The following is a 13675-nucleotide window of genomic DNA, read 5'->3' as shown; positions in this document are numbered from 1 at the left end:
GCCTACGGGGGTGGGCGCTCCTCCCGTATTTTTTCGCGCCGCCCCGCCCTGCCCGCGCGTCAGTGCGCGTCCGCCCAACTGCGCCCCGCGCCCACCTCTACCTTGAGCGGCACCTTCAGGTCGGCCACCGAGGACATGGCCTTCACCGCCAGCGCCTTCACCTGCTCCACTTCCGCGTCGGGCGCCTCGAAGAGGAGTTCGTCGTGGACCTGCAGCAGCATCCGCGTGCGCAGCTTCTGGGCCGTCAACGCCTCGTCCACCGCCAGCATGGCCTTCTTGATGAGGTCCGCGGCGGTGCCTTGAATCGGCATGTTGATGGCAGCGCGCTCGGCGGCCTGGGCCACGCCGCGGTTCTTGGAGTTCAGGTCCGCCATGTAGCGGCGGCGGCCGTAGAGCGTCTCCACGTAGCCCGTCTTGCGCGCCCTATCGACAGTCTCCTCCAGGTAGCGCCGGATGCCGGCGTAGCGCGTGAAGTACCGCTCGATGATGTCGCGGGCCACGTCCTGGGCAATGCCCAGCCGCGCCCCCAGGCCGTGCGGTGACAGGCCGTAGGCGATGCCGAAGTTCACCATCTTCGCGACGCGGCGCTGCTCGCGGTCCACCTGCTCCTTGGCCACGCCGAACACCTCGGCCGCGGTGCGGGTGTGGATGTCCTCGTCATGGAGGAAGGCCTCGATGAGCACGGGGTCGTCCGCGATGTGCGCCAGCAGCCGCAGCTCCACCTGGCTGTAGTCCGCGCTCACCAGCTGGTGCCCTTCCGCTGCCACGAAGGCGCGGCGAATCTCCCGGCCCAGGTCGGTGCGGACGGGGATGTTCTGGAGGTTCGGGTCGGTGGAGGACAGGCGCCCGGTGGCGGTGGCCGCCTGGTGGTAGGTGGTGTGAATGCGCCCGTCGGCGGCCACCAGCGTGGGCAGCGTGTCCAGGTAGGTGCTCTTCAGCTTGGACAAGCTGCGGTACTCGATGATGGCGCCCGGCAGCGGGTGCTCCTCGGACAGTTTCTCCAGCACCTCCTGGTCCGCGGACGGCCCCGTCTTGCCCCGCTTGATGATGGGCAGCTTCAGCTCCGTGAAGAGCACCTCCACCAGTTGCGGATTGGAGCCGATGTTGAACTCGCGGCCCGCGTGCCGGTAGACCTCCTTCACCTGCGCCTCGACGGCGGCGTCCACCTTCACGGAGGTGCGCGACAGCTCGGCGGTGTCCAGCAGCACGCCCCTGCGCTCCATCTGCGCCAGCAGCGGCAACAGCGGCAGCTCCATGTCGCGAGCCAGCGTCGCCAGCTTCGCCGCCTCCAGCTCCTTCCACAGCTCGGGCGCCAGCCGGCGCGCGGCCTCGGCGCGGATGGCGAAGCCGGTGGCCACCTCCTCCACCGTGTGGTCCGCCAGCGCGCGGTCCTTCTTGCCGCGCTTGCCTTCCGCGGCGGGCGGCAGCGGCGGCAGCTCCGTGTTCAGCCGCTCGCGCGACAGGTCCACCAGCGCGTGCTCGCGGCGGGACGGGTTGAGCAGATAGCTGAGCAGCTCCACGTCGTCGTGCGCGCCGTGCAGGGTGATGCCGTCGTTGGCCAGCACCAGGCTGAGCGCCTTGAGGTCATGCCCGCCCTTCTTCACCGCCGCGTCCTCCAGCACCTCGCGGAAGGCCGCGGTGAAGGCCTCCGGCCGCACCTGGGTGACGCCGAGCTGCGCGTGCCGCAGCGGCACATACGCCGTCTGCCCGTCCGGCAGCGCCACGCCCAGGCCCACCAGCTTCGCGCCGAAAGGTGAGCCCTCGTAGGCGGGAATCAGGGTGACGGCGCCCGCCTCGCGCACGGCGCCAGCCAACTGGGCGAGCTCCGCGTCCGCGCCCACCAGCCGCGGCGTCACCGCCAGCGGCGCGGGCTTCTCCTTCACCTCCTCGGGTGCCCCGGCGACACCGTCCTGCTGGGGCAGCTCCTTGAGGAGGGCGAAGAACTCCAGCTCGGTGAACAGCTCGCGCGAGCGCTGCGCGTCCACCGGCCGGCGGGCCAGGTCCGCCATGCGCACGTCCAGCGGCAGGTCCGTCTTGAAGGTGACGAGCACCTTGGCGCGCAGGAGGCTCTCGCGGTGCGAGGCGATGTTCTCCCGGATCTTCGGCTTCTTCACCTCAGCCAGGCGAGAGAGCAGCGTCTCCACGTCGCCAAACTGCTGGATGAGCTCGGTGGCCGTCTTCGGGCCGATGCCCGGCACCTTGGGGACGTTGTCCACCGCGTCGCCGATGAGGGCCAGGTAGTCCCGCATCTGCCCCGGCTCGATGCCCAGCCGCGCCTTCACGTCCGCGGGCAGCGTGTGCACGTCCTTCATCGGGTCGTACAGGCGCACGTCGTCGTCGACAATCTGCACGAAGTCCTTGTCGCCGGTGACGACCTGGACGCAGAAGCCCTCCTGCTTCGCCTTCACGGCCAGCGTGCCGATGACGTCGTCGGCTTCCCAGCCGGCCACCTCAAGCACGGGCACGTTGATGGCTTCCACCACGCGGCGGATGAGGGCGAACTGGGGAACCAGGTCCTCCGGAGGGCCCTCGCGGTTCGCCTTGTACGTCGGATCAATCTTCTGGCGCTCGGTGCGGCTCTCCTTGTCGAAGGCGAGCGCCACGTGTGTGGGCTTCAGCTCACGCAGGGCCTTGAGCACCATGCGCGTGAAGCCCAGCACGGCGTTGGTCTGCACCCCCTTGCTCGTCGTGAGCGGAGGGATGGCGTGGTAGGCGCGGAAGATGAAGCCGGACGCGTCGATGAGGACCAGGGTGGGCGCTGAGCGCGAAGGGCTGGTGTCGTCCATGCCCCCGTGCCTAGCGCGCCCGCCCGGCCCTGTCCACGACGCGTGCTACTTGCAGCCCAGCTCCGCCTGCTTCGCGACGACCATCTCCTCCACACCGTCGCCCTTGACGGCGTAGTCCAGCGCCACCGCCATGTCGCCGCAGCCAGACGCCGCGCGGAAGGCCTCCAGGGCCCTCGAGGAGCAGAAGGCCGCCGCCTTGTTCAGGTTCGGATTGCCCGCGTAGAAGCTGAACCCCAGCTTCCACACGCGGCAGGCGCGGCGGCGGTCCTCGCGGTCGGCCCAGTGCTTGCCGCGCTGGTACGACTTCTCCGCGATGTCCTGGAGGATGTTGCGCCGGTAGAAGGACGGCTTGGACTCCGCCAGCTCCAGCATCACCGCCTTGTCCGTGGCCAGCGCCTCGCGGAAGGGCTCCGCGGCCTTCTCCGGATCCTCTGCGGCCAGGTAGCTCTGGCCCACCTTGAAGAGCTGATCCACGGTGGACATGATCTTCATCAGCTCGTCCGCCTCGGCGTGGTACTGCGCGGCCTCGTAGTTGGCGCGCAGCTTCTGCATGGTGGCCAGCGCCTCGCTGCCACGGCCACCCCAGTAGTCCAGGAGCGCGGCCTGCATCAGCTTGTTGGGGAAGCGCTTCTTCGCCGCCTCCATGACGAAGGTGCGCGGGTCCACGACCCGTTCGTCACCGGCCAGCACCTCCGCCACCGGGCACTCCCACGGCGCCGCGTTGGCGTCCATCCTCTGCCGCGCGATGAGGAACTTCACGAACATCGGATCCTTCGGCCGCCACTCGTCGCGGCGCAGGCGGCCTTCCAGCTTCAGCGTGAAGCCCAGGGGCGGCTGCAGGTCCTCACGCGGCTTCGACTGGCACCACACCGCCATGTACACCTCGCAGCGTGACACGGCGGCGCTCCACTGCGAGTCACGCAGGTACAGCTTGCAGTCCTCCTGTGCGCGCTTCGTCACCGCCTCGGCGGCCTCGCGCGCCTTGGCGCGGGCGCGGCGGAAGTACTCGCTCTCCTTCTGGATCTTCCGGAACGACTCCAGGGCCTCTTCCGGCTTGAGGCGCTGCAGGAGCCGCTCGCCCTGCGAGTAGTACTCGAAGGACTCCTTCTCCAGCTTGATGCGCCGGATGAGCGTGTTCGCCTCCGGGTGGATGGGGTCCAGGTCCAACGCCTGGGTGCAGACCTCGTGGGCCTTCTCCCAGTTGGGGGCGCCCAGTTCGCTGGAGGCGTAGGAGCGGCACTCGCTCAGCAGCTCCTGGATCTTCTGCGTCGGATCCATCTGCGCGGCCCCACCCGGGCCCTGAACGTCCACCGGCTTGGGGTTCAGGATGGAGGACACCATGCCCACCATCAGCAGCACGCCCACCAGCCCGGCCGCCACCATGATGAGCTTCTTGCGCTTGGCGGCGGGATCCTCGTCCGAGCCCCCACGCGCCGCGCCCGCCGCGCCCCTGCGCACGGGCACCGCGGACGGCTCGGGCTCGAAGGTCATCTCCACCACGCCGAACTGGAGCTGATCCCCCGGCTCGAGCGGGACCGGCGTCTGGTCCAACGGCTCCCCGTTGAGCAGCGTCCCGTTGGCGCTGCCCAGGTCCCGCACCGTCACGCCCGAGCTGGTCGCTTCCAGCTCCGCGTGGCGGCGGCTCACGGAGTCGTCATCCAGCATGATGCCGGCGGGCGGCTGCCGCCCCACGAGCACCTTGCCCTTGAGCGGATACGTCTGGCCGGCCCAGGGACCGACCATGCCGCGAAGCACCGGGCCACCCGCCGGCGCCGGACGTGCGCCGCCACCCGGGGCGGGACGTGCCGGACGCGCGGGCCGCTTCGCCAGCGCCGCGCCGGGCTCGCCCTTCGCCGCGCCGGAGCCCTTTTTGATGCTCGGCATGGCCCGGGTGGCGCGTACACCGCCGCCCTCGTCGCCCACCGGCATGGGCTCATCGCCCCCGGCCGGGGGTCTGGCCGCAGCGCGCCGGGCCCCAGAACCCCGCACCGCGGCCGCCTTGAGACGCAGCACGTAGTCCCCGAGGAGGACCTCCGACTGCGGCGTCAGGGCCGTGGGCTCCATGATGCGCTGGCCGTCGACGAACGTGCCGTTGGCGCTGCCCACGTCCTCGATGAAGACGGTGCCGCCTTCGTCGAAGACGCGCGCGTGCGTCCGCGACACGCCCCCTTCGGTGATGAGGATGTCACTGCCCTGCTGGCGGCCAATCTTCAGCTCGCCCGTAATGGCGAATTCGTTCTCAGTGCCGTCAGGGTGACGGACGACCAGGGTGGCCATGGGCGCGTCAGTCCTCGCGGAAGATGCTCATGTTGACGGGGATGCCCTTACGCTGCAGCTCGTCGTAGAACTTCGGCACGAAGCCGGAGGCGACGTAGCGGCCACGGACCTTGTGGTCCTCCGTGAAGCCATCCTGCTTGAAATAGAAGATGTCCTGGAGGGTCACGATGTCGACCTCCATGCCGGACACCTCGGTGATGTAGCAGATCTTCCGCGTGCCGTCGGAGAAGCGCGTCTGCTGCACGATCATGTGCACGGCGCTGGCGATCTGCTCACGGATGGCCTTCACCGGCAGGTCCATGCCGGACATGAGCACCATCGTCTCCAAGCGGGCAATGGCGTCTCGCGGCGTATTCGCATGGAGCGTGGTGAGCGAACCGTCGTGGCCGGTGTTCATGGCCTGGAGCATGTCCAGCGTCTCACCGGAGCGGCACTCACCCACGACGATGCGGTCGGGCCGCATGCGCAGGCAGTTCTTCACCAGCTCGCGGATGGTGATGGCGCCCTTGCCTTCCAGGTTGGGCGGCCGGCTCTCCAGCTGCACCCAGTGATCCTGCGGCAGCTGCAGCTCGGCGGCGTCCTCCACGGTGATGATGCGCTCACCCTCCGGGATGAAGGAGCTGATGATGTTCAGCGTCGTCGTCTTCCCGGAGCCGGTGCCGCCGGAGATGACGATGTTGCGCCGGGCCTTGACGCACATCTCCAGAAACTCGGCCATCTGCGCCGTGACGGTCTTGTACTTGATGAGGTCCGCGATCTTCAGCGAGTCCTTCTTGAACTTGCGGATGGTGATGCAGGGCCCCTTCAACGCCAGCGGAGGGATGATGGCGTTGACGCGGCTGCCGTCCTTGAGGCGCGCGTCCACCAGCGGGCTGGACTCGTCGATGCGGCGGCCGATGGGCGCCACGATGCGCTCGATGACGCCGAGCACCGCCTGGTTGGAGGAGAACGTCTTCTCCGACAGGGTCAGCTTGCCCTTGCGCTCGATGTAGATCTGGTTGGCGTGGTTCACCATGATCTCGCTGATGTCATCCGACGCGAGGAACGCCTCGAGGGGCCCGAGCCCCAGCGCCTCGTTGATGACGTCAGTGAGCAGCTCCTCGCGGTCCACGTCCTCCGGAAGCTCTCCGTCCGCTTCCATCTGGTCGATGATGTCGCGGATGGCCTTCTCGGTGCGGCGCCACAGCTCGTCGTCGCCGAGCCGGTCCATGTCCATGCGGCGCAGATCGAGGTACTCGATGAGCCGGTCATGGATTTCCTTCTGGAGCCGGGTGTAGCGCTCCTGACGCGGGTCCACCTTGCGCTTGTTCTTCGCCAGGGCGGACGCCAGCGACGCCGGCATGCCTTTGGGAGCGGGCGCGGGAGGCGGCGCTTCTTCTTCCTCCTCCTCGTAGGGCTCTTCGTCTTCGTAAGCCCCTTCCTCGTCCTCGTAGGGCTCCTCGCCCTGCTCGTCGTAGTACTCCTCTTCGGCCTGACCCGCGCGGGTCATCACCGGGCCCTCGTCCTCGAGCGCCTCGACGTTGAGGATGTAGTCGCCGATGTAGACCTGGTCGGTCGGCTTGAGAACCTGGGGCGCGGCAATCTTCTTGCCGTTCACGAACGTGCCATTCGTGGACTTCATGTCCACGATGATGAACTTCCCGTCCTTGGCAACGATTCGCGAGTGGTACTTGGAGACGTTGCCCTTCGCGAGGATGATGTCATTGCCCGGCAGACGGCCGATGGTGACTTCATTCTTGTGATACTCGCGCTGCTCGGTCCCGCCGCCCTTTTCCGCGAGGGTGATGAGAAACATGGGGACGGATGCTAGCAAGCCCCCCTTCGTCCTCAAAGCGTGAGAACCGGGTTGAATGCTTGCCCGCAAGGCGACGGGCCGGCAACCGCCCCCGGAAGGGAAGAAGCCGGCCCGTGCCGTGGGCCCGGAAGGCCCGTCTGAAACAGCGCCCGGGGCGCCCGCCTCAGTCGAAGATGTTGAAGTTCACCTCGGACCGGGCCTGCTTGTAGCGGCTCTTCACGTCCTCGATGATGGTGCGGACCTTGTCGGAGTCCGGGTTGACGATGCGCGGGGTGACGAAGATGACCAGCTCGCGCTTGGTGGAGTCGAAACCGCGGCTCTTGAAGAGCTCACCGATGATCGGGATGTGACCGAGGCCGGGGAGCTTCGACACGGACTTCTGCTCGTCGTGGCTGAACACGCCGGACAGGACGATGGTCTCACCATGGCGCACGGTGACGTTCGTCTTCACCTTGCGGGTCCGGAAGCCGGGGATGGAGGACGAACCACCGAAGGACACCGCCACGGAGGTGTCGATTTCGGAGGCCTCCGCCTCGATCTCCGTCTGGATGTTGCCGTTGCGGTCCGCGGTGGGGCGCAGGTTCAGGATGACGCCGTACTTCTTGAACTCCACCGTGAACTGGTTGTTCGTGATGAGCGGGATGGGAACCTCGCCGCCGGCGAGGAACTCCGCCTTCTCACCGCTGGCGCACACCAGCTTGGGCTGCGCGAGCAGACGGCCGTAACCGTCGTTGCCCTGGAAGCCGAAGGAGAAGTCCGAGTTCGCGTTGAGGGTGAGCGTGGACACGCCCGAGCCGAAGGTGCCCGGGAAGAGCTCCTGGGAGATGCTGGCGATGGCCGTCGCCGTACCCGTGATGTCCGTCGGGTAGCGGATGCCGTAGCGGTCGCGGCTGTTGCGGCGGATTTCGACGAACTGGACCTCGGAGAGGATCATCCGCTTGATGCCGACGACGAGGAGGTTCTCCACCTTCTCACCGATGGCCTTGGTGATGAGCTCCGCCTTCTGGAGGTCCTGCTGGCTCTCCACGGAGCCCTCCAGGAAGATGGTGGCGCCCACCACGTTGGCCTGGACGTTCTTCAGGCCCGCCTTCTGGAAGGCCGCGTTGAGGTTCTGGGCCACCAGCTTCTTGGCGTTGGGGGCAATCTTCACGAACGACTTCACGTTCGGGTAGAGGCCCACCACCTGCTCGATGCGGTCGGCGTCCTGCGTGGTGTAGGCCTGACCGTCCAGGTAGATGCGATCACCCACCATGCGGACGGAGACGCCTTCAATCTCACCCAGCAGGCGCTTGATTTCGGAGATGACCTCGTTGGGGTCCTGCTTGCGAACCGCCACCAGGTAGCTGACGCGCTGGCCCGAGGACTTCCAGACGAGCAGCGTCGTCTTGCCTTCAGCCTGACCGGTGATGAGCAGCTGGCCGGAGCCGAGCGTCTTCACCTCGGCGACGCTCGGATCACCGAGCGCCACGCGGCTGAGACCAGGGATGGTGATCACCTTCTGGGAACCCACGCCGAGGCTGACGGTGGTGCCATCCTGCGCCAGGGCGCTGCCGCCCGCCACCAGTGCGATGAGGGCGCCTAGCGCCGCGGCATGCGTGATGCGTGTGAACATCGTCCGTGTCCCCTCTTCTCTTCCAGAAGTCCGAGCTAACCCAACGTTCCGTGCTGCCACCACAGCGCCCAGACGGTGCCGAGCGCGATGGCCACTCCATAGGGAATGTGGCGCTGGGGCGCCGGCTGCGCGTCCGCGCTGGCCAAACGCACCCACACCGCCCACCGGCGCACCACTGCCGCCAGCGTGTCCCAAACCGCGCCTTGCCAGAGCAGTGTCACCACTGCTTGAAGCGCGCCCACCAGTGAGATGAAGGCCGCTGCCGCGAGCACCGCCGGGAAGCCCAGCACGGCTCCGACCCCGCCCATCAACTTCACGTCGCCCCACCCCATCCGACCGCGAAGCGCCGCTGGCAGCAGCATCAACGCGAGCCCTACCCCCGATACCACACCACTGATGAGCCCATGCTCCAGGTCCCCCACCCCTTCGGTGGCCAGGCGCACGCCCAGGCCCACCGCCATCAGCGGGTAGGTGACCGCGTCGAGGATCTCGCGGCGAAGCACATCCGTCACCACGGAGATCACGAGGGCCACTCCAAGAACCGTCCACAACGCGATTTGAACAGGCGTCATCATCGCCTGTCCTCTTCGCGGCAGGCGTCCGTTATCAAACCAGGGACGCCTGGAGCCCGTCAATTGGCGAACAACCAGAAGCCCCGCGGGACGGGGCCTGGGTCACCTCATTATCGGACCAGGAGACGGATTTTCTCGCTGCAGATGAAATACTCGTCCCCGTCCTCGACCTTGCGGCGCTTGATGCGCTGCTTGTTGAACCAGGTGCCGTTGGACGAGCCCAGGTCTTCGATGATCCAGTCATCGCCCTCGTGGACGATGACCGCGTGCTCACGGGAGACCTTGCCGGAATTGATGACGAAGTCGCAGTGCTTGCCGCGGCCGATGACGAAGCGGTCCTTGACGATCTGCTCCTGATCACCGGACTCGGTCACCAGGTACAGCGCGCCGACCTCCTCCTCCTCGGCGAGGTCGTCGGCGGGCTCTTCCTCGGCCTCATCGGGGGGCGGCTCCTCGTCCATGAGGCCCGGATCCTCGGCCTCGGGCAGCGGCTCCTCGTCCTCCTCCACCATGTCGTCGGCGGGAGGGGGCGGCTCGCTGTTCTTGCCCTTGATGAGGCGCTCCAGCTCCGCGGCGGTCTCCAGGACGCGCTCGGCCACCTCGCGGCGCACCGGGTCATTGTCCAGGCCATTGGCGGAGGCCCGCTCTTCCGGCGTGGCGCGCACGGGAGGACGGGCGGGCGCGGGCGTGGTCTCTGGCCGGGGCGCGGGCGCCAGCACCGGCGGCGCGGACGGACGCGGCGGCGCGGCGGCAGCGGCCTGCACGGGCTTCACCGGCGCGGCGGCCACGGGTGCCACGGCGGCCTCGGAGCGGGACTTCACCTCGAGGAAGCCGTTCAGGCGCGCGAACATGAAGAGCGCCTGGTTGATCAGGGCATCGCGATCCGAGCCCATCTGCTGGGCCATGTCTTCGAACGCCTCCCACAGGTGGTCGGCGATGCCTACCTTGCGGGCAGGACGGGAGTTCTGATCGATCATCGGTCTTGACTCGCGTGAACCAGGAAGCCCCGGACGATAGCAGAGGCCTCCACTCCCGCCCAGTTACTCGAAGGGAACCAGTGCCAATGACTGCGCCCGGTTGTCGGTGAGCCCCTGAAAGCCGACCTGGAGAATGCCATCCGCCGACGGGTAGGCGATGTAGGCGAACCTCGCGCTGCGGTCCTGGGCGGCCACCACGGGCCCAGGCAGCGTGTAGAAGGCCAGCTCCGTCCCCGCCCTGACGTCCGGCGTGAAGATGTAGTTGCGGATGCCGGAAATCACCGACACCGCGTAGCGGTCTCCCCGACGCACCTCGCGGCCCACGGCCGCCACGCGGATGCGCAGCGGCGGCGGCGGCTGGGGGAACTTGGACAGGTTCGGCACCGGCGGCGTCTGAGGGTTGGAGTCGTCGTCGAAGTAGAAGGTGTCGGGGTGGAAGAAGTACTCCGTGGGGATGCTGTAGCTCGAGCCCCCCGTCACATCGCGGGACAGGAAGGTGCCCGCCTCGTCGAAGAGGACGAAGGGCTGGTCTCCACCCGCACGGATGGTGAAGCGCGTCAGGCTGGCGCAGTCCGCCGGAATCTCCTGCGAGTCCGCGATGGCGAAGCGCACCCGGGTGGTCCCCGCAACGGGCTCCACCGACGCGATGGGCAGGTCGACGGCGCACACCACATCCGTGCCCTCCAGGACGATGATGTCCCCGGCCCGCGCCGAAGCGGCCGCGGTGGCCTCGGCCTCGAAGAGCCGCGGGGTGGAGGGCTCCCGAGGCAGGCCGCTCAGCCCTGGCAACGCGCCCTGGTAGATGATCCGGTAGAAGCCGTTCGGAACGGAGCCCTCGTAGAGCACCGTCGACTGGAGCGTCTGGTCCTGGGTCACCGTCACCAGGTCCGTCGTCTCGATGACGAGCGGCAACTCGTTGGCGTCCAGCAGCGCCACCGTGGAGCGTGCGCTCGCCCCCGACAGGTCGAACTGGCGCAGGTCGCTCGCGGAGAACAACGAGATGTAGCCGTTGGAGGACGGCATGACGCCCAGGAGCGGCACCCGCACCTCGGTCGTCGAGCCATCGTCGAGCACGATGCGAAGCGGCGCGTCCGGAATCAGGGCCAGTCCCGTCGGCAAGCCGCCCGCGGGGAAGATGGGCATCATCGGCGCACCGCTGAGGTCCCGCGCCGTCTGCCCCGGGGGGGATGACTCGGTGTCCACCGCGAGCACTCCGGAGCACTCGCGCGCGGCGGAGCAAGAGGCCTCGTCACGGACGCCGAAGATGTAGCGCCCCGCGTTGATGGCCTCGACGTTGGGGATGGAGATCCGGGGGTGGCTCACCAGGAGCCGCACCGGCACGTTGCCGAAGCCCTCGGACAAATCCACGGTGGGCGCGGAAGGCTGAAGGCAGTCCGCGACCGGCCCTGAATCGGTGACGAGCAGCGTGCGGCCCGACCGGCCCGACGCCTGCCGTGTGGCCACCGCGAACTGGCCCTGGCCCGCCAGCATCGTCATGGACAGGATGGACTCACCGGGCTGGAGGCAGAACACCGTCACCGGTTCGGGAATCGGCGCGGGCTCCGCGGCCTGCAGTGCGTCTGGCCCCGGAATCTCCTGCCGCATCACCCGGGCGCCACCGGTGTCCGCGCCGAAGATGCCGTCGGGGTCCTGGATGGCGTAGTACAGCGTGCTGGGTCCGCCGCTGCCCTCGGCGGGCGAGCGCGCCGCGAAGGCCGTGACGATGCTCGGCGCCTGGAGCCGGGCGACCTGCCGGAGCTGGTCGCGCGCGGACGCCACCACCGAAACCTCCGACGAGCCCGAGCTGCGCGCGTAGATGTACGGCCCCGGGACGTCGTTGCCTTCCGCGTTGTACGCCACGTCGCGCGTGAGCGCGTCCGGCCGGTCCAGCACGGGGATGGACAGCGCCTCCAGCGGGTTGGGCGCGGGGACGAAGGTGCGGGGGTTCGATTCCAGGTCGAGCACGCGCAGCTCGTCCCGGTCCGACGACGTGACGAAGACGAGGTTGTTGGCCAGCGTCACGTCAAAGGTGCCGGACAGGCCAGCGAAGCCCGTCGTCACGTTGGTGGAGGAGCAACTGCCGGACAGGCCGGCGCTCGCGAGGAGCAGAGCAAGGGTACCGCGCTTCACGGTGAGGTCTCCTGGCACAGGCTGGTGCCCTGGCGCGGGTCTCTTCCCTGCCGGGCGCCGAGCCGCGCCACCAACCGGGCGTTCTGCGGCCGGTCGAGGTCGGGAATGTCGATGATGGCCACGCGGCCGTCGCCAAAGGTGCTGGTGAAGATGCGAGCGCTGTTGCCGCGGACGTCCGCGGCCAGGCCAAAGGGCTGGCTGGGCTGGTTCGGGTCGTTGTCGCCCACCTGCACCTGGGCGACGAGCTGCCCCACTTCTTCGTCGAAGATGGCCACGGCTTCGTCGCCGCTGCCCGTCACCGCCACCAGATTGCCGCGACCCGGGCCGCGAGGAATGACCTCCAGCTCGCTGGCGCCCGCGGGCACCGGCAGCGCCGACACGATGCGCACGCTGGGGGTCGTCCCCGCGTCAGGCGCCGTGCCCGCCGCGTTCAGGACGTCCAGGATGAGCAACGTGTCCGGACCGCGCGCCAGCAGGTAGACGCGCTCGTCCACGATGGTGAGCTCGGGCGACGCCGGGTCGGGCACGCGCGTGGCCGAGGGAACCACCGCCACGCCGCGCGCCTCACGCACCGAGTACGACAGCTCCAGGTCGGTCTCCAGCACGCGGCCCGCGACGGTCCGGTCCACCAGCCGCAGGATGAAGCGCGCCGGCAGCGCCCCCAACTGCGCGGAGGAAGAGTTGCGCCCCGAGACATACACATACCGGCTGCCAATGGCCGTCGCGTGCGCGACGCCGGAGAGCCGGTCATTGGTCCCCAGCGCCACGAATTCGCTGGTGTTCAGCGCGTCGCGCGTGGGGTTCGCCGCGGGGAGGTGGAGCACGTAGCCCCCCAGGTCCGCTTCGGTAAAGGTCGTCGGCGGCCCGGCCAGCTCCGTGTGCGTCACCCAGACGCGAGCGTCCTCACCGTTGCCGGCGACGCTGACACCCAGCGGCCCCGGAGCCGAAGGCAATCCGTTGGAGGCGCCTGGGACATCCAGCAGCGACAGCGCATTGACGCGGCAGTCACGCTCGCCGCCCTGCACGCAGCTCAGGCTGAGGCCGTCATCGCCCACGTCGATGGCGTGAAGCAGGCTGCCCTCGGCCCGCGCCGGGACGAACAGCCGCGGTGGCCGCCCCGGAGGGCTCCACATGGCCATCTCGCCGGCGAAGCTCTGAATCTGCACGTAGGACTGGGCGCCGATGCCCAGCGACGTGACGTCGTTGGGCAGCGACTCCCCGGGGTCGAAGTCCGTGCCGAAGGGCCGCACCCCCACGGCGTCCAGATCCAGCGCGACGACCGAACCCGAGTCGTAGCACTTGTCGAAGTTGGCGCTCGCCACGTAGAGGTAGCCGTTGGTGGACGGACCCGCTTCGGGGCGCCAGAAGGCAAGACCGCTCGGGTACACGAGCCGGGTGGACGGAGGGGGCTTGCTCTCGGTGCCGACGTTGCAGGACACGAGGAGCAGCGCGGAGGTAAGAAGGTAGGCGCGCATCGGAGGGGGGCGGAGTCTAGGAAGGGGTCTCCCCCCGGGCAACCGGAAACG

Annotated in this window: 8 protein-coding genes; all 8 read right to left on the bottom strand. The window is 68.6% G+C overall.

The features are described from left to right. Positions 1-59 precede the first annotated feature (59 nt). Positions 60-2786, bottom strand: a complete 2727-nt coding sequence (gene polA / locus FL344_RS22940; RefSeq protein ID WP_141620013.1) for a DNA polymerase I — start codon at positions 2784-2786, stop codon at positions 60-62. 45 nt (positions 2787-2831) lie between these two features. Then, complete coding sequence (locus tag FL344_RS22935) at positions 2832-5063, bottom strand: FHA domain-containing protein (protein ID WP_141620012.1); 2232 nt, start codon at positions 5061-5063, stop codon at positions 2832-2834. Between the two features lie 7 nt (positions 5064-5070). After that, complete coding sequence (locus tag FL344_RS22930) at positions 5071-6858, bottom strand: ATPase, T2SS/T4P/T4SS family (RefSeq protein WP_090494912.1); 1788 nt, start codon at positions 6856-6858, stop codon at positions 5071-5073. Positions 6859-7021: 163 nt separating this feature from the next. Next, positions 7022-8470: a type II and III secretion system protein family protein gene (locus tag FL344_RS22925; protein ID WP_090494915.1), complete on the bottom strand. Its 1449-nt coding sequence runs from the start codon at positions 8468-8470 to the stop codon at positions 7022-7024. A gap of 35 nt (positions 8471-8505) precedes the next feature. Continuing rightward, the gene (locus FL344_RS22920) at positions 8506-9045 is read right to left on the bottom strand and encodes a prepilin peptidase (RefSeq protein WP_020478566.1); all 540 of its coding nucleotides are present in this window, start codon (positions 9043-9045) and stop codon (positions 8506-8508) included. A gap of 107 nt (positions 9046-9152) precedes the next feature. Then, complete coding sequence (locus tag FL344_RS22915) at positions 9153-10019, bottom strand: FHA domain-containing protein (RefSeq protein WP_141620011.1); 867 nt, start codon at positions 10017-10019, stop codon at positions 9153-9155. A gap of 63 nt (positions 10020-10082) precedes the next feature. Further along, positions 10083-12149: a hypothetical protein gene (locus tag FL344_RS22910; protein ID WP_228565293.1), complete on the bottom strand. Its 2067-nt coding sequence runs from the start codon at positions 12147-12149 to the stop codon at positions 10083-10085. Next, entirely contained in the window at positions 12146-13624 is a 1479-nt protein-coding gene (locus FL344_RS22905) for a YncE family protein (protein ID WP_228565292.1), read from the bottom strand. The genes FL344_RS22910 and FL344_RS22905 overlap by 4 nt, the downstream gene beginning before the upstream one ends. Positions 13625-13675: the final 51 nt, after the last annotated feature.

The organism is Myxococcus sp. AB036A (assembly GCF_006547355.1).
Lineage (GTDB): Bacteria > Myxococcota > Myxococcia > Myxococcales > Myxococcaceae > Myxococcus > Myxococcus virescens.
Note: the sequence above shows the minus strand (reverse complement) of the source record. Positions and strands in the feature narration are given on the sequence as shown.

Coding starts and splice junctions, on each gene's coding strand:
- polA (WP_141620013.1), bottom strand. CDS start 2,786: ATGGACGACACCAGCCCTTCGCGCTCAGCGCCCACCCTGGTCCTCATC.
- FL344_RS22905 (WP_228565292.1), bottom strand. CDS start 13,624: ATGCGCGCCTACCTTCTTACCTCCGCGCTGCTCCTCGTGTCCTGCAAC.
- FL344_RS22935 (WP_141620012.1), bottom strand. CDS start 5,063: ATGGCCACCCTGGTCGTCCGTCACCCTGACGGCACTGAGAACGAATTC.
- FL344_RS22925 (WP_090494915.1), bottom strand. CDS start 8,470: ATGTTCACACGCATCACGCATGCCGCGGCGCTAGGCGCCCTCATCGCA.
- FL344_RS22930 (WP_090494912.1), bottom strand. CDS start 6,858: ATGTTTCTCATCACCCTCGCGGAAAAGGGCGGCGGGACCGAGCAGCGC.
- FL344_RS22920 (WP_020478566.1), bottom strand. CDS start 9,045: ATGATGACGCCTGTTCAAATCGCGTTGTGGACGGTTCTTGGAGTGGCC.
- FL344_RS22915 (WP_141620011.1), bottom strand. CDS start 10,019: ATGATCGATCAGAACTCCCGTCCTGCCCGCAAGGTAGGCATCGCCGAC.